Origin of the sequence: Pseudomonas sp. IzPS59, assembly GCF_014863505.1 — a bacterium.
Lineage (GTDB): Bacteria > Pseudomonadota > Gammaproteobacteria > Pseudomonadales > Pseudomonadaceae > Aquipseudomonas > Aquipseudomonas kribbensis.
Map to the genome: position 1 here is coordinate 355,772 of NZ_CP062251.1, position 15,064 is coordinate 370,835.

The 15,064-nt window shown below is 59.3% G+C and carries 15 protein-coding genes, 1 tRNA gene and 1 pseudogene; 6 read left to right on the top strand and 11 right to left on the bottom strand.

The window, feature by feature from the left end; all coding sequences use genetic code 11:
* Window positions 1-11: 11 nt before the first annotated feature.
* Window positions 12-281 (top strand): hypothetical protein, encoded by a 270-nt coding sequence (locus IF189_RS01580; protein WP_192552723.1) that lies wholly within the window; start codon window positions 12-14, stop codon window positions 279-281.
* On the opposite strand, the gene IF189_RS01585 is transcribed toward IF189_RS01580, so the two are convergent.
* The 5 genes from IF189_RS01585 to IF189_RS01605 form a co-directional block, all read right to left on the bottom strand.
* Complete coding sequence (locus IF189_RS01585) at window positions 278-1,513, bottom strand: methyltransferase (RefSeq protein ID WP_192552724.1); 1,236 nt, start codon at window positions 1,511-1,513, stop codon at window positions 278-280. The genes IF189_RS01580 and IF189_RS01585 overlap by 4 nt on opposite strands.
* Window positions 1,494-2,183 (bottom strand): ABC transporter permease, encoded by a 690-nt coding sequence (locus IF189_RS01590; protein ID WP_134825167.1) that lies wholly within the window; start codon window positions 2,181-2,183, stop codon window positions 1,494-1,496. The genes IF189_RS01585 and IF189_RS01590 overlap by 20 nt, the downstream gene beginning before the upstream one ends.
* A complete protein-coding gene (locus tag IF189_RS01595) occupies window positions 2,183-2,875 on the bottom strand; it encodes an ABC transporter permease (protein ID WP_134825168.1) in 693 nt (230 codons plus the stop codon). The genes IF189_RS01590 and IF189_RS01595 overlap by 1 nt, the downstream gene beginning before the upstream one ends.
* Window positions 2,876-2,953: 78 nt before the next feature.
* Entirely contained in the window at window positions 2,954-3,703 is a 750-nt protein-coding gene (locus tag IF189_RS01600) for an ABC transporter substrate-binding protein (RefSeq protein ID WP_085712750.1), read from the bottom strand.
* Between the two features lie 13 nt (window positions 3,704-3,716).
* Window positions 3,717-4,490: an ABC transporter ATP-binding protein gene (locus tag IF189_RS01605; RefSeq protein WP_007897462.1), complete on the bottom strand. Its 774-nt coding sequence runs from the start codon at window positions 4,488-4,490 to the stop codon at window positions 3,717-3,719.
* A gap of 552 nt (window positions 4,491-5,042) precedes the next feature.
* On the opposite strand from IF189_RS01605, the gene gabP reads away from it, so the two are divergent.
* Entirely contained in the window at window positions 5,043-6,434 is a 1,392-nt protein-coding gene (gene gabP / locus IF189_RS01610; RefSeq protein ID WP_134825169.1) for a GABA permease, read from the top strand.
* A gap of 69 nt (window positions 6,435-6,503) precedes the next feature.
* Here the strand turns inward: gabP and IF189_RS01615 are convergent, their stop codons facing one another.
* From IF189_RS01615 to IF189_RS01630, 4 genes are all read right to left on the bottom strand, one after another.
* Complete coding sequence (locus IF189_RS01615) at window positions 6,504-6,956, bottom strand: hypothetical protein (protein ID WP_134825170.1); 453 nt, start codon at window positions 6,954-6,956, stop codon at window positions 6,504-6,506.
* Window positions 6,957-6,962: 6 nt separating this feature from the next.
* The gene (locus IF189_RS01620; RefSeq protein WP_085712753.1) at window positions 6,963-7,376 is read right to left on the bottom strand and encodes a hypothetical protein; all 414 of its coding nucleotides are present in this window, start codon (window positions 7,374-7,376) and stop codon (window positions 6,963-6,965) included.
* 31 nt (window positions 7,377-7,407) lie between these two features.
* The gene (locus IF189_RS01625; RefSeq protein ID WP_192552725.1) at window positions 7,408-8,382 is read right to left on the bottom strand and encodes an alpha/beta fold hydrolase; all 975 of its coding nucleotides are present in this window, start codon (window positions 8,380-8,382) and stop codon (window positions 7,408-7,410) included.
* A gap of 69 nt (window positions 8,383-8,451) precedes the next feature.
* Window positions 8,452-9,510, bottom strand: coding sequence for a PDDEXK nuclease domain-containing protein (locus IF189_RS01630; RefSeq protein WP_192552726.1), 1,059 nt, complete (start codon window positions 9,508-9,510; stop codon window positions 8,452-8,454).
* Window positions 9,511-9,770: 260 nt separating this feature from the next.
* On the opposite strand from IF189_RS01630, the gene IF189_RS01635 reads away from it, so the two are divergent.
* Window positions 9,771-10,220, top strand: a complete 450-nt coding sequence (locus tag IF189_RS01635) for a carboxypeptidase regulatory-like domain-containing protein (protein ID WP_114881085.1) — start codon at window positions 9,771-9,773, stop codon at window positions 10,218-10,220.
* A gap of 42 nt (window positions 10,221-10,262) precedes the next feature.
* Here IF189_RS01635 and IF189_RS01640 read toward each other — a convergent pair whose 3' ends face one another.
* Entirely contained in the window at window positions 10,263-10,574 is a 312-nt protein-coding gene (locus tag IF189_RS01640) for a hypothetical protein (protein ID WP_192552727.1), read from the bottom strand.
* 168 nt (window positions 10,575-10,742) lie between these two features.
* On the opposite strand from IF189_RS01640, the pseudogene IF189_RS01645 reads away from it, so the two are divergent.
* The 3 genes and pseudogenes from IF189_RS01645 to IF189_RS01655 all read left to right on the top strand — a co-directional run.
* Window positions 10,743-11,237: pseudogene (locus IF189_RS01645) on the top strand (RNA polymerase sigma factor); the annotation flags it as partial.
* 43 nt (window positions 11,238-11,280) lie between these two features.
* Window positions 11,281-12,204 carry a FecR family protein gene (locus tag IF189_RS01650; protein WP_225739937.1) on the top strand — a complete coding sequence of 308 codons (924 nt, stop codon included), beginning with the start codon at window positions 11,281-11,283 and terminating at the stop codon, window positions 12,202-12,204.
* A 122-nt stretch (window positions 12,205-12,326) separates the two neighbouring features.
* Window positions 12,327-14,777, top strand: coding sequence for a TonB-dependent siderophore receptor (locus IF189_RS01655; RefSeq protein ID WP_192552730.1), 2,451 nt, complete (start codon window positions 12,327-12,329; stop codon window positions 14,775-14,777).
* A 141-nt stretch (window positions 14,778-14,918) separates the two neighbouring features.
* Here the strand turns inward: IF189_RS01655 and IF189_RS01660 are convergent.
* A tRNA-Phe gene (locus IF189_RS01660) sits at window positions 14,919-14,994 on the bottom strand.
* Window positions 14,995-15,064 lie beyond the last annotated feature (70 nt).

Here is a 15,064-nt window from a genome sequence, read left to right on the forward strand (position 1 = left end):
AGCAAGGGTGGTTGACCGGTGCAATTTTCCGTTCCCTGCGTCCGCGATTCGGCGGTTATGTCCTTTTGCTTGGGGGCTTATGCACAACGGGCTTTGAAGAGGGCGGGCTTAGAGGGGATTTTGTGGACGGGTTCTCATTTGATGCGCAAATCCCTGTTTTACCGGTTTTTTATTTGTGTGAACAAAAAATGACCAAGGCTGTTAATGGCTTGAAACAGGCGTGGATATTGGATCCACGAGAATTCCATCAACAGAGTTATCCACAGGCTGTAAAGATTTAAGCACGTTCCGCCAGCAGCAGGAAATTGCGCGGTGTGAGCGGTGCTTCGCAGAAGGTGCCGAGACGTACGACGTATCCCTGCTCGGTGAGGAAAAGTGCCCGATCAAGGTTCAGCCAAAGCTCCAGCGGGCGTCGGAACAGTCCGCGCAGCAATTCCAGGTTGCGAACTTCGGCCAACCGCTGCCAACCGGCGGCTTTCAGTGCTACCCAATCTGGCGAGCCGATTGTGGATAACTCTTTAAGCGCCGCCAGATCACGACAGTAATCGGCGAACGGTTTTTCCAGCCATGCGCTCGGCAGGGAAGGTGTCGGCAGGTATTCATCGATGCCGCGCACTTGCCGTTGCAACAGATCGAAAGCCAGTCGGCGGGCCATGGAAGTGTCGCGTTGACGTCGAACGCGGGCACCGGCGGTGACGGTTTCGCTCATCGGCAGGGACAGATCTTCCAGTGAGAGCTGTAGGGCTGATCGCGAACCAGCGGAGGACAATGCCTGATATTCAGTGCGACTGATCCGGTTATAGCAACACGGTGCGATGGCCAATTGTTTGCAGCCGGCGGCGCTGGCCAGTTGCATCAGCCGCACATGCAAGTCGCCGCAAGCGTGCAGTGCGACAGGCGTGTGCTCGGCATTCAGCAATAAAGCCGTGTCCGCCGCGAGCACATCCTGCTCGACATGCAGCGCATGCAGGTGATGACGCTCACTCAGCGCCTGACCGCTGGCGACCAGCGCCGGGTCATATTCCAGACAGGTGAGTTGCTGGCCAGCACCGAGCAGGCGACGCCCCAAATGGCCTTTGCCCGAGCACCAATCCAGCCAGTGCTTCGGTTGTGAGGCAAACGACAAGCGGCTGGCGAAGGCCTCGATCTGCTGCCATTTGCGACCCGGCACATCGACATTCAGGCGATGGTCGGCGGCTTCCAGCGAATGTGCAGGCAGTTCACCTACTGAACTCAACTCAAGCGACAGCGCCGCAAGTGAAGCAAACGGCTCCGGCGCATCCAGGAGTTCGGCAGGTTGGTTGTGGGTGTTTTCCGCATCTTCCAGTGAGCGCTCGCGTAGCCACGCGGACAGTTCCGGGTAGGACGCTTCCCAGGGAAGTTGCAGATGAGTAAACGGGCGGGGCTTCCACAGCGCCTGATGCGCTGTAAGAAATGTATCCAGTGCCGTGAAACGGGCGAGCAAGTCCTCGCCCGTCAGCACGCAGGAAACATCAGCGCCCTTGGCAGGCATCGACGCGCAACCATCGCTCCAGCTGCTTGAACGCCTGAACGAGCACAAACGACATCAGCAGGTAAATGACGCCTGCGGTGAAGAACATATCCACTGTCAGGTAGTTGCGGGCAATGATGGTGCGGGTGATGCCAGTGAGTTCGAGTAAGGTCACTGTGCTCGCCAGAGAACTGGCCTTCAGCATCAGAATGACTTCGTTGCTGTAGGCCGGCAGAGCGATGCGCGCGGCGCGGGGCAGGACGATATAGAACAATGCCTTGGCCTTGGACATGCCCAGTGCACGTGCGGCTTCGATCTCACCCGGCGGGATGGCTTGAATGGCGCCACGCAGGATCTCGGCGATGTAAGCGGCTGTATGCAAAGTCATCGTGGCGGTGGCACACCAGAATGGATCTCGCAGGTACTGCCACATGAAGCTGCCGCGTACGGCGTCGAACTGAGCCAGGCCGTAGTAGACCAGGAACAGTTGCACGAGCAACGGAGTGCCTCGGAAGAAAAAGATGTAAGCGTAAGGAAAAGCGCGGACAAACCAGAGTTTGGAGGAGCGAGCGATGCCCAGAGGAATCGCCAGCAGCAGCCCGAGAATAACGGCAATGCCCACCAGTTCGAGTGTCAGCAGGGCGCCCTGAAAGAACTTCGGCAGCCACTTGTAGATGACTTCCCATTCCATTACGTCGTCCTCACGAAGCCACGAGCGGCGCGTTTTTCCAGGAAGTGCATAGAGATCATCGCCAGTATGGTCAGGACCAGATACATGAAGGCTGCAACCAGATAGAAGGTGAATGGATGCTTGGCGAAGGTCACGGCGTTCTGCGCATTGCGCATGATTTCTTCCAGACCGATGACCGACACCAGCGCGGTGTCTTTCATCAGAATCATGAACAGGTTGCCAAGGCCTGGCAGGGCGATACGCCACATCTGCGGCATGATCAGCCGGGTGAAGATCCGCCATTTCGACAGGCCCAGGGCCTGGCCGGCCTCACGGTGGCCTTTGGGAATGGCCAGGATCGCACCACGAAAGACTTCCGTGGCATAGGCACCAAAGCACAGTCCGAGGGCGGTTACGCCTGCCACGAAAGGGCTCAGTGCCAGGTCGGGATTACCAAAGTATTCGCCAATGGCATTCATCGTCTTGATGGTGCCGAGGTAGATCAGCAGAACCCATAGCAGTTCCGGCACACCACGTACGAGGGTCGAGTAGGTTTCGCCAAGCCACTGCAGCGGCTTGTACGGGGAGGTTTTGGCCAGGGCGCCGAGCAGACCGAGCACCAGCCCGACGCACAGAGCGGAGAGTGCCAGTTTGACGGTCATCAGCGCGCCGGCGGCGAGCGCCGGGCCGAATCCGTAGAGGTCGATAATCATGGATTTCTTTTCAAATCGCGGCAGGCAAGGCCGGGAGCCTGCACCGTCGGATCACGGTGCAGGTCCCGCACGTCAGGATCAGTAGATGCTGAACGGGAAGTACTTGTCGTTGATCTTCTTGTAGGTACCGTCGGCGACGATTTCCTTCAATGCGGCGTTCAGCTTCTCACGCAGCGGGTCACCTTTGCGCACAGCGATGCCGATCTTGTCGCTTTCCACGACCGGGTCGCCCTTGAACTCGTAGTTCTTGCCGGCGTCGGTTTTCAGCCAGTCATAGTTGGCGTACTTGTCGGCGAGGATCGCGTCGACACGACCGGAAGTCAGGTCGAGGTAGGCGTTTTCCTGAGTGTCATAGAGTTTGACCTGGATATCGCTACCGTAAGTGTCTTCAAGCCAGGTGCCGGCCAGGGTCGCGCGCTGCGTGCCGATGATCTTGCCTTTGAGCGCGTCCTTGTCGGTTTTGAAGTCGACGTTTTTCGGCGCGATGAACTGCAGCTTGTTCGAGTAGTACGGGTCGGTGAAGTCCACCGCGCCCTTGCGCTCGTCGGTGATCGACAGCGAGGAAATCAGGAAGTCGAACTTCTTGGCGTTCAGGGCCGGGATGATGCCGTCCCAGTCGGAAGTCACGACGCTGCACTCGACTTTCATCTTGGCGCACAGGGCGTCGCCGATGTCTTTGTCGAAACCGACGACCTGGCCGCTGGCGTCTTTATTGTTGAACGGCGGGTAAGCGGCTTCGATGCCCATCTTCAGGGTCTCGGCCATGGCGCCGGCGCTGAACGCCAGGGAGACGGCGGCGGCCAGGAAGACCTTTTTGTAGTTCTGCATGCGGGTAGCTCCGTTAGCGGTTGCTGGACATGAATTGTTTGCAGCGCGCCGAAAGCGGGTTTTCGAACACCTGCTGTGGCGATCCTTGCTCTTCGACCAGGCCCTGGTGGAGGAACACCACTTCACTGGACACCTGACGGGCGAACCCCATTTCGTGGGTCACGAGCAGCATGGTGCGGCCTTCTTCCGCCAATGCACGGATGACATTAAGTACTTCCTGGACCATTTCCGGGTCAAGGGCGGAGGTGGGCTCGTCGAACAGGATCACCTTGGGTTGCATCGCCAGCGTGCGGGCAATCGCCGCGCGCTGCTGCTGACCACCGGACAGTTGCGCCGGGTAGGCGTGGCGCTTGTCGGCGATGCCGACCTTGGCCAGCAGGGCTTCGGCGACTTCGATGGCTTCGGCCTTGCTCTGGCCGAGCACGCGGCGCGGGGCTTCGATGATGTTGTCGAGCACGCTCATGTGCGGCCACAGATTAAAGTTTTGAAACACAAAACCAATCTCGGAGCGCAGGCGATTGATCTGCTTGCCATCGGCGGCAACCAGCTCGCCATTCTTGGCGGCCTTGAGCTTGAGTTCTTCACCGGCAACCAGGATCTGGCCCTGGTGCGGGTTTTCCAACAGGTTGATGCAACGCAGGAACGTGGACTTGCCGGAACCGGAGGAACCGAGGATCGAGATCACATCGCCGTCGCGGGCGGTCAGCGAGATGCCTTTGAGCACCTCAAGCTGTCCGTAGCGTTTGTGCAGGTTGCGGATTTCAAGCGCGGGCGTGGCCTCAGCCATGTGCGTTCCTCATATATGTTGCGCTCCAGCTGTTGGTTGGCCTTCCTGGCGAGGCGGCCAAGCTAGCATAGCGTTTCAATGGCAGCCAACAGCGCTACGAGCGGTAAACGGATGGCGTGTGGCAGGTTGTCGCATCAGCGCAGCAGACTGTCGCCCCGTCAACAACCGAACGGGTGTTTGAACGTTGATTCCCGTGGGTGTCGCGTAAAAAAAGGCGCGATGTTGCCACCTTTGGCGGGGTGTTGGAAGCGCTATCCGGCCGAACGTTCCTCATTCGCCCTTTTATTGTGCGTCCCGCACTTTTTCAGTGTGTTTCTGGTGCGCCCGTTCGTTTGAAAAGTGAGTCGCAGGGTAACGCTTTGGCGAAAGGCCAGTATTCTCAAGGACTTGCGATGACTGTCCGGTCGCGCTAAAAACCGCGGGCCAGAAGACTTTGAAACATTTTGGCGCAATTATTGCGTGCAGAATCTGGAACGCCCCGTTGGATTCTTTTTACGAGAAGGAACGCCAGACGGGCCGGACGCAATCGCTTTCCTCGCAAAGGTAGTTTCAATGAGCAGTACCCCAAGCTCCAATGGCCTCGAACAGGGGCTCAAACCGCGTCATGTGACCATGCTGTCGATCGCCGGTGTGATCGGTGCAGGTCTGTTCGTCGGCTCCGGCCACGCGATCGCCGCCGCCGGCCCGGCCGTGCTGCTGGCTTACGCCGCTGCCGGCATGTTGGTTGTGCTGGTCATGCGCATGCTCGGCGAAATGGCCGTTGCCTCGCCGGACACCGGCTCCTTCTCGACTTACGCCGACCGCGCCATCGGCCATTGGGCCGGTTTCACCATCGGCTGGCTCTACTGGTGGTTCTGGGTATTGGTGATCCCGCTGGAGGCCAACGCCGCCGCGACCATCCTGCACGCCTGGTTCCCGAGCGTGGAGATCTGGGCCTTTGCGCTGATCATCACCATGCTGCTGACCGTGACCAACCTGTTCAGCGTAAAAAACTACGGTGAGTTCGAATTCTGGTTCGCCCTGCTCAAAGTTGTGGCGATCATCGGTTTCATCATTCTGGGGGTGGCGGCGATTTTCGGTTTCCTGCCGAACAGTCAGGTGAGCGGCGTTTCGCACATTTTCGACACCCAAGGCTTCCTGCCAAACGGCCTGGGCGCTGTATTGGGCGCGATCCTGACCACCATGTTCTCCTTCATGGGTACCGAGATCGTGACCATCGCGGCCGCGGAATCGAAGAACCCGGGCAAGCAGATTTCCAAGGCCACCAACTCGGTGATCTGGCGGATCGGTCTGTTCTACCTCGTATCGATCTTCATCGTCGTGGCTCTGGTGCCATGGAATGATCCAGCGCTGGCCAGCCTTGGTTCCTACCAGACTGTGCTGGAGCGCATGGGTATCCCTAACGCCAAGATGATCGTCGATATCGTGGTTCTGGTTGCTGTGACCAGCTGCCTGAACTCGGCGCTGTACACCTCTTCGCGCATGCTGTTCTCCCTCGGCAAGCGTGGTGATGCTCCTGCCATGGCGACTCGCACCAACAAGAGCGGCACCCCTTACTGGGCGGTGATGCTGTCCACTGGCGCGGCGTTCCTGTGCACTTTCGCCAACTACGTGGCCCCGGCTGCGGTGTTCGAGTTCCTGCTGGCCAGCTCCGGCGCCATCGCGCTGCTGGTGTACCTGGTGATCGCGGTTTCGCAGCTGCGCATGCGTAAACAACGCATGGCTCGCGGCGAGAAAATCGTCTTCAGCATGTGGTTGTTCCCGGGCCTGACCTACGCGGTGATCGTGTTCATCGTGGCCGCCCTGACCATCATGCTGTTCCAGGAAGCCCACCGCGTGGAAATCCTCGCGACCGGCCTGCTGAGCCTGGTGGTTGTCGCGACCGGCATGCTCGTGGCGCGTCGTCGCAAGGCAGAAAACCGTGGTGCGGTGGTGTTGAACTGATCCGTATCGCGTAATGCAAAACGGCCGCTGTCAGCGATGACAAGCGGCGTTTTTGTTTGCGGGCGAGGTTTATTCGCTCTTTTCTTCCTGCACTTCGAGCGACTGGCCGTAGGTGTCCAGTGCCTTCCCGAAGTCGGTGATGAACTGCGGCTCGCTCAGCCAGGCCTGGGCCGTCTCGCGATCCATGCCATCGGCCCACATGCGATAGTCGATCAGCATGTCGGCGGCCAGGTGAGTGGCGGCCATGCCTTCGTCGTCGGCGTTTTCCATATCGAGCAGTTCGGGATGGTCGACGATGATGAACGCCAGTTCCCGCAGCAGGGTCAGCAGCATGTCGTCGCGGCTGACGGCTTCGGCGTCGCGCATTTTGCTGAACATCGCCAGGGTGTATTCCGGGATCGGTTCGGCCAGGTGACCGTGGTCATCGTCCAGGGCCAGAGGTTTGCGGCCGACCATGCGGATCTGCTTGGCTTTTGCCTTGGCGCGTTTGGCGCGTTTCTGTTGCTTGTTCAGGGATGCCATGGGAACTCAGTCTTTCTGTTGGGTTTGTGCGGCGATCGCGTCGGACGCGGCCACATAGTCTTTCTGGAAGTCCGGCGATTCGATCCACGCCAAGGCACCGGCTTCGTCGGTCTCGGTGGACCACTGGCGGTACTCGATCAGGGCGGCGAGGATGAAATCCATCGCGCCTTCTTCACCTTCCTGCTCGTACACCAGCTCCAGCAGCGGGTCCTCGAGAAACGCGGTGCACATGGCCTGCTGGCTGATCTTCTCGGCGTCGATCATTTTCTTGAACAGTTCGGTCAGGTCCACCGACTCGAAATCGATGCGGTCATCGTTCGGGTCCAGCTCGACCGGTGCCTCGGCGCGTTTGGTGCGGTTCTGCTTGGCCTTGGTCTTGGCCCGGGCGGCGCGTTTTTGCTGCTTGTTGGCGGAAGCCATGGTGTGTGTTCCGTGATGCGTTGGAGGGGACTCAACTGCGCGGCACTTGCCGCCCCGGTGTATCGGGGGCCAGTGCGCCGGTTTGCAGCCAGGTCAGCGCGATGGGCCATAGTGTGGCTTGGTATGCGCTGCGAAAAAAGGCGAAATGTCCGACTTCTTGTTCGCCGATGTCCTGCGGCTGGATTCGCAGGTGGGTCTTTTGCGCGTTGCGGAAGTAATCGAGCAGGCGTTCGGTTGCCGGAATGGTTCCGTAAGGATCGTCGCTGATGCTGATCGCCAGGGTGTTTGCACGGACGTTGCTAAAGGGTAGGTGACCAGTTTTTGCCAGCATCGCGCGACCACTCGGACGCCGTTCATACCGCGCGGCAGGCGTGCTCCAGTCGCTGACCACGCCGGCGGGCGTGTCTTCCAGCCAACCGAGACGCTTGCCGGGGAAGTAACCGCAGAACAGCGTCATCAGCGGCATCAGCAGATGCCATTTGCCGAACATGCGCCAGCGATGTTCCGGGGAGTAATCGCGCCAGTAGGCGAACTGTGCGCCGACAGTTACCAATCGTCGGATCGCTGATCCGGAAGCACCAAGTCCCGCCGCACAGCCGCCGAAGCTGTGCCCGACCACATCGATAGGCTGGCCGGGAAACTCCCGCTGAGCGCGATTGAGCATCGCCTCGAAGTCCAGTGCTCCCCAATCCGTCCACGAGGCCTGCAAATGCCTCATCGACTTCGGCCGCGACTCACCGATGCCCCGGTAGTCGAAGATGATTACATCGAAATGGTTGGCGAACAGATAAGCGGCAAAACGCGAATAGTGACGGCAACGCACCGAGGTGGCGGCGTTGATGATCACAACCGGGCGCTGTGGGTCAGGTGAAGCGTGGCGCCAGGTGAACCCGCCAAGAACATAACCGTCGGCGGCGGGCTCCCGGAAGGGTTCGTCCTGAACGTCGCTTGTGAGGGCGACTCTGTCCCGAGCATTTTCCAGTGCGTGCGTCTCTTGAAAACCCATGGCTCTCGACCTTCGCGAAGTAGCTGCCAACGATAGTCTCGGCAGCTCTCGTGAACAATCCGTCAGTGTTTACTCACTCGACTGATTGCGCAGGCGCTCTTCGAGTTGAAGCTGCTCACGATTCAATTCCGCTCGCAATTCATCTTCGCTCGGCAGCACCAGTTTGTAGCTGCTGGCGAACAGTTGCTCATTGCCCTTGAGCATCGAGTAGTGCGCAACCGATTCATTCTGTTGCGCACAGAGAATGATCCCGACTGTGGGCCCGTCGCCTTCGCTGCGTTTGAGGTCGTCGTACATGCGGATGTACATGTCCATCTGCCCGACGTCCCGAGCGCTGAGTTTGCCGCGCTTGAGGTCAATGATGACGAAACATTTGAGCAGATAGTTGTAGAACACCAGGTCGATGTAAAAATCATCGTCGCCGGCGCTGATGCGTTGCTGACGGCCGACAAAGGCGAAACCTTTACCCAGTTCGAGGAGAAAACCCTGGAGCTGATCGATCAAGGCTTGTTCCAGTTCCGACTCCTGAAGCTTGCCCGGTGAGGGCAGGCCTAGAAATTCCAGAAGGACGGGGTCGCGGATGAATTCCCGGGGATTGCTTTTCATCGCGGCGATGTTGGTCGCTGCCTCTGCATAGAGGTCGGTCCTGTCTCGGCTCATCAACAGACGTTCGTAGTAGAGCGTGTTGATCTGCCGATCCAGAGCGCGGCTTGACCAGTTTTGCGAGGCGGATTCGTTCATGTACCACTGCCGGGCTGATTCGCTTTCGACCTGCAAAATCCTGCGGTAATGGGTCCAGCTCAATTCGAGACGCAGTGCGTCTCGAATTGGAAAGAGCTGATAAAACTGCCGCATTTTTCGAAGGTTGGTTACGTCAAAGCCTTTTCCAAAGTCTGTAGTCAGCCCTTTCGCCAATGTGGCCAGCAAAAACTTTCCATACCCGGCCCGCCGGGCCCCTTGCTGTTCAAACTCGACAATATGCCGCCCGATCTGCCAGCAGGTCTGGACCTGAATCGTATCGACCGTTCGTAATACTTTCTTTCGCGCTTCACGTATCAAGTCACCGAGGTTGCCCAGCAACGAATCGAGTTTTGGATCTTGCGCTTCAGCAGGTTCAAGTTGGCTCATCAGGTCTTCCGGCTCAGGAGAAGCAGAGCCGAGAGCATGCCCATAACCACGGCTTGGCGATGCCGGCCATGTCTGGTTCAACTGAAGGAAGGGGGAGCGGGTTTTGCGGGAACTGACCGAAGACGGCATTGATTGGGGAATACAACGCGTAGTCCTTTTCGCACCCAGGGCAACTCCCAATCAATCTAAAACCAGCCCCGCATCGCAAAATCTAAACAGGAGTAACGATTGGGTTCTGCGAGAACCCGGGAGTACTCATCATGAAACGCGTCACTTCACTCATGTTGCCCGTCGCCGCTGTGGCGATTCTGATGTTCCCGCTCATGGCGCAGGCCACGAGTGCCGAGCCTATCGAAAGCGCCGGCGTGCAAGTCCAGCAGCAACAGCAGAACGGGATCAATTATCTGTCCGGCGGGATTGGGCTGGACGAGTCGCGGGCCATTCAACAGTCCGCTGGTTACAACCTGCACATGACCTTCGCGGTCGGTGCGCAAAATCTGTACACCTCGGACGTCGACCTCGTTGTGCAGAAAGCGACGGGGCAACCGGTGCTGAATCTGAACCAGATCGGGCCGCTGGTTTATGCACAGTTGCCTCCGGGCAAATACACCGTGGTTGCCACGCGCAATGGCGAGGTGCGCCGGGACGTTGCCAATGTCGGCAGTGGTGCAGCCAGCAATCTGGTGTTCCATTGGGACTGGCATCAATAGCGTCGGCAGGACGGGATTCGCCCTGAATCCCGTCCTTCGCGATCACTTGCGCACTTTCCGGTAGATCCGTAAGCCGAACAGCGCAACGCTCACCAGTATTAAGGGAATGAGGCTTTGCCACACGACTTCGAACCAGTACCTGCGCGGTTGCAGATCCCGGAGGAAAGTTGTGCGCGGGCCGCGGTTCGTCGTCGTAATCGAGCCACTGATCAGGCTGTCGATGATCAGGTAGATCGACGCGCCAATGGCGAACGTGATCAACAGTCCGACAAGCAGGGTCAGCCAGAATGAAGTCCGGCTCTGCCGATAAGGTGGCGGATGGGGCAGGGGGGCGCGGGTTCGTTTCTGGTTCATCGACGTGATGACCCTCTTCCGTAAGGGGCGGCCAAAGTAGCGCGGATCCGCGATGACCGAAACCCGTCAGCGTTGAAAACTCATCGCTCAATGATTGATACTGTTTCTCATTAACGCCCGTGAAAGGATCACATTGGCTCAGTCAAACGAACCCGGACTCGCCCCTCGATGCCGCCAGCTCCCCGCCTGCTGCTGAGTTTTCAGGAACACTATGACGACTTGCTGAATTACCTGACCCGACGCATGAGCGACCGGCAGCGGGCGGCCGACGTGGCGCAGGAAACCTATCTGAAGCTGCTGAACATCGACGAGTCGGTGGCGGTGCTCAACGACCGTGGTTTCATCTTCCGGGTGGCGGGCAATCTGGCAATCGATACCTTGCGTCGCGAGCAGCGCTTGAGCGGCAGTCTCGGTGACGATCTGGAATATTCACAAGTCATCGATCCGGCACCCGCACCGGAGGCGGCGTTTCTGGCCAAGGAGCGCCTGGGGATTCTCGACGACGCCCTGCAGCAGTTGTCGCCCAATGCGCGGCAGGCATTGCTGCTCAATCGCCTCGAAGGCTTGACCCAGGCGCAAATCGCCGTTGAACTGGGCGTCTCCGAAAGCATGGTGGCCAAGTACATCGGCCAGGCCCTGCGCCACTGTCGCGACTGGTTGAAGACCAACCATGCGTGACCTTTCTCCTTCCAGCCACGATGCCGCCATGACCGACCCTTCTCAAAGCCTTGAAGACACCGCACTCGACTGGGTGGTGCTGCTTAACTCGGGCAAGGCCACTGCGGCGGATCGGCTTGCCTATCAGCAGTGGTGTGGCGAAAGTCCGGTTCATCAAACCCTGGCCGATGAGGCGCAGATGCTGTGGTCAATGATCGGCCAGACTTCGACCGCCAGGCAGCACCCGAAAACGCACCCGGCTGCACGTCGGCGCAGGCACTGGTGGCCGGCGCTGGCTGCATCGGTGGTGCTGGCGATTGCCGGAGTGACAGGCTGGCAGCAATGGCCGGCGCTCAGCTCCGACTATCACACCAGCGTCGGCCAGCAGCAGCGCGTGACGCTGCCCGATGGCAGCCAGGTCATCCTCAACAGCGCCAGTGCGTTTTCGCTGGCCTATTCCAATGATGAGCGCACCGTGATCCTTCGCGAAGGTGAAGCGCTGTTCGAGCCCGCGTCGGATCCCCGGCCGTTTGTCGTGCGCATAGGCGATGAGCGTGTGCAGGCCAGTGGCGGAGCCTTCAGCGTGCGCCGCGACGGTGACACCGTGACACTGGTGGTCAGCACCGGTCAGGTTCAGCTCAGCGGCCAGCACCAGCCGATGCTGGTGCAAGCCAATCAGCGACTGGAGCATCAACCCGGCCAGCCACTGCTCGCCGGGCAAAAAGTCGACGCCGCAAGCCTGACGGCCTGGCAGCGCGGCAAGCTGATCTTCAACGGTCGCCCGCTGGGCGAAGTGATCGGCGAGCTGGAGCGTTATCAGCACGGCAGGATCCTGATTTCCGACCGCGAATTGGCGGCGTTGCCGGTCAGCGGTGTGTTCGAGCTCAACGACCCGCAAGGCTCGCTGCGAACGCTGGAGCAACGCTATCCGCTGAAGATCACTTACTTGCCGTGGCTAGCGGTGCTGCACTGATCTGAAACTTTTTTCATAAAGCGACTGCAAGTTCCTTCCTGCCGAATCGTCGTAGTGGGACTGAGAAGAAACTCATTCTCATTGACGCATTCATTTTGGCTGGGAAGGAAGACGTGAAAGGTATGTTCAAGCAGTCGGCACAGACGCGCAGCAACCACGGCAGAAACATCGTGCACCGGACCCTGTTGGCTCAGGCGATCATCGCCGGCCTGTTCGGTTCAACTTTGGTGCAGGCGCAAACCAAGGATGCTGTCGCGCAGGAAACTGGCGCACAACAGCGCCAGGTGACGCTCTCGTTGCCTTCCCAGTCCCTCGATCAATCCCTGACCGCGTTTGCCGATCAGGCCGGATTGCGCCTGCTCTACACCACCGCCGACGTCGAAGGCGTGCAGGCCGATGCACTGAACGGTTCGATGAGCGTCGCCCAGGCGTTGCAGACGCTGCTGGCCGGCAGCGGCATGAGCTGGGAGTTCAGCGACGCGCGAACGGTGATCCTGCGCCGTGCAAAGGCACCGGCGGACGCCATGATGCTCAAGCCGATCGAAGTCAGCGTGGCTTCGCGCACCAGCACCGCCATCAGTGAGATTCCCGGCACGGTGTGGGTGGTCGATCAGACCCAGTTGCGCGAACAGCTGCAGACCGGTGTCAGCCTCAAGGAGGCCATTGGCAAACTGGTGCCGGGCCTCGACCTGGCGCCGGAAGGGCGCACCAACTACGGCCAGAACATGCGTGGGCGCAACGTGCTGGTGATGATCGATGGTGTCAGCCAGAACAGTTCTCGCGGGTTGTCGCGCCAATTCGACAGCATCTCGCCGTTCAACGTCGAGCGGGTTGAGGTGTTGTCCGGCGCCAGTGCGATCTATGGCGGCGGCGCCACCGGCGGCATCATCAACATCGTCACCAAGAAGGCCACTCCAGGCCCGGCGCAATTCGAAACCCAGATCGGTGCCAGCAGCGGCTTCAACAACAGCGACGATCTCTCCACGCGCATCGCGCAATCGGTCAGCGGCGGCAACGACAATATCAGCGGTCGCCTCGGGATTGCCGGCGAGCAGAACAAGGCGTTCTACGACGGTGCCGGCAAGCAGATCTTCATCGACAACACCCAGACCGACCTGCAATACAACCGCACCATCGACGTCATGGGTAGCCTGGCGATGCGCTTCAACGACGAACAGACCCTCGATCTGCTGGCGCAGTATTACGACTCGGGCAACAACGGCGACACCGGCATCTACTTTCCCAACCTGAAATACCAGAAGCCGTCGAATCTGGAAGACGCCGAACTGCGCAGCGGTTACTCCACCGACCTCGATCCGCGCACCAAGCGCGTGCTGCTCAATGCCAACTACCACCACAGCGATGTGCTGGGGCAGGACTTCTATCTGCAAGCGTCGTATCGCAAGGAAGACAACAACTTTTACCCGTTTCCTTACTACAACACCGGCAAACCGGTGGGTTCCAAGGGCGTGTACTTCGCCGCTTCGCAACAGAACTTCGAGGTCAGCAGCCTCAAGGCGCTGTTCGCCAAGGAGTGGCAGTCCTTCAAGTTCACCTATGGCGTGGACCTGGACCGCGAGCGCTTCAACGCCGAGCAGAGCACCTTCGATCAGCGCGTATCTTCGGAAAGCGGCGGGCTGGATCTGGATACGTTGAGCAAGGCCCCGCGTTACCCGAGCTATCGTGTCGACGGTCTCTCCGGTTACGGCCAGCTCGACTGGTACGCCACGGACAACCTGACCGTCTCCGGCGGCATGCGTCGTCAGCAGATGGACGTGGATGTCGGCAACTTCAAAGGCATCGCCGGCGGCAGCAACGATTACGCGGTCAACCTGTACAACCTCGGCACCATCTACGACTTCAAGAACGGTCATCAGCTGTGGGTCAACTACGGCGAAGGCTTCGATCTGCCGGACCCCGCCAAGTTCTACGGCAAGCCGGGCCTGAGCGTCGCTGACAACCCGTTGGCGGGCATCAAGAGCCGTCAGGTGGAAACCGGCTGGCGTTACTCCGACAGCGACTGGGACGCTCAGGCGGCGCTGTACTACATCTGGTCGGACAAAGTCATCACCACCGACAGCGCCACCCTGACCATCGACGTGATCGACCAGAAGAGCCGCGACTACGGTTTCGAAGGTGCACTGACCCGACACTTCCAGAGTGGCTGGGAAGCGGGCAGCACCCTGCATCTGGTGCGTTCGGAAGAGGAGGGCACCAACGGCGACTGGATCAAGCGCGACGCCCGCTACGCTTCGCTGTCGAAATCCACCGCGTTCATCGGCTGGAAAGGCGACCGTACCAGCGCCCGCCTGCAAGGCAATCACGCCTTCACCCTCAAGGACGACGCCGACCACAAGATCAGCGGCTACACCACCTTCGACCTGCTTGGCAGTCGCGACACCGAATTCGGTACCTTCAGCGGCGGCATCCAGAACCTGCTGGACAAGCAATACAGCACGGTCTGGGGTCAGCGGGCGACGCTGTTCTACTCGCCGACCTACGGCCCGGCGTACCTGTATGACTATCAGGGGCGTGGGCGGACGTATACGTTGAGCTGGTCGATGGCTTATTGATCGGCTGAAAAGACCAAACCCGCGATCTCTGGAAAGGGATCGCGGGTTTTTTTTCGCGCTGCGAGATGGGCCGGATCCAGCCGCCATCAAATCGTAGGCATAAAAAAACCCTGAATCTTGCGATTCAGGGTTTTCGGTATTTGGTGCCCAGAGACGGAATCGAACCGCCGACACGGGGATTTTCAATCCCCTGCTCTACCGACTGAGCTATCTGGGCAACGGGGCGCATTAAAAGGGTTTTTCGGATTTACGTCAACGACTTTTTTAAAATTTCTTAAATTAATTCC

Coding starts and splice junctions, on each gene's coding strand:
- IF189_RS01625 (WP_192552725.1), bottom strand. CDS start 8,382: ATGGGTTTTCAAGAGACGCACGCACTGGAAAATGCTCGGGACAGAGTC.
- IF189_RS01650 (WP_225739937.1), top strand. CDS start 11,281: ATGACCGACCCTTCTCAAAGCCTTGAAGACACCGCACTCGACTGGGTG.
- gabP (WP_134825169.1), top strand. CDS start 5,043: ATGAGCAGTACCCCAAGCTCCAATGGCCTCGAACAGGGGCTCAAACCG.
- IF189_RS01640 (WP_192552727.1), bottom strand. CDS start 10,574: ATGAACCAGAAACGAACCCGCGCCCCCCTGCCCCATCCGCCACCTTAT.
- IF189_RS01590 (WP_134825167.1), bottom strand. CDS start 2,183: ATGGAATGGGAAGTCATCTACAAGTGGCTGCCGAAGTTCTTTCAGGGC.
- IF189_RS01630 (WP_192552726.1), bottom strand. CDS start 9,510: ATGAGCCAACTTGAACCTGCTGAAGCGCAAGATCCAAAACTCGATTCG.
- IF189_RS01655 (WP_192552730.1), top strand. CDS start 12,327: ATGTTCAAGCAGTCGGCACAGACGCGCAGCAACCACGGCAGAAACATC.
- IF189_RS01605 (WP_007897462.1), bottom strand. CDS start 4,490: ATGGCTGAGGCCACGCCCGCGCTTGAAATCCGCAACCTGCACAAACGC.
- IF189_RS01620 (WP_085712753.1), bottom strand. CDS start 7,376: ATGGCTTCCGCCAACAAGCAGCAAAAACGCGCCGCCCGGGCCAAGACC.
- IF189_RS01585 (WP_192552724.1), bottom strand. CDS start 1,513: ATGCCTGCCAAGGGCGCTGATGTTTCCTGCGTGCTGACGGGCGAGGAC.
- IF189_RS01600 (WP_085712750.1), bottom strand. CDS start 3,703: ATGCAGAACTACAAAAAGGTCTTCCTGGCCGCCGCCGTCTCCCTGGCG.
- IF189_RS01615 (WP_134825170.1), bottom strand. CDS start 6,956: ATGGCATCCCTGAACAAGCAACAGAAACGCGCCAAACGCGCCAAGGCA.
- IF189_RS01595 (WP_134825168.1), bottom strand. CDS start 2,875: ATGATTATCGACCTCTACGGATTCGGCCCGGCGCTCGCCGCCGGCGCG.
- IF189_RS01635 (WP_114881085.1), top strand. CDS start 9,771: ATGAAACGCGTCACTTCACTCATGTTGCCCGTCGCCGCTGTGGCGATT.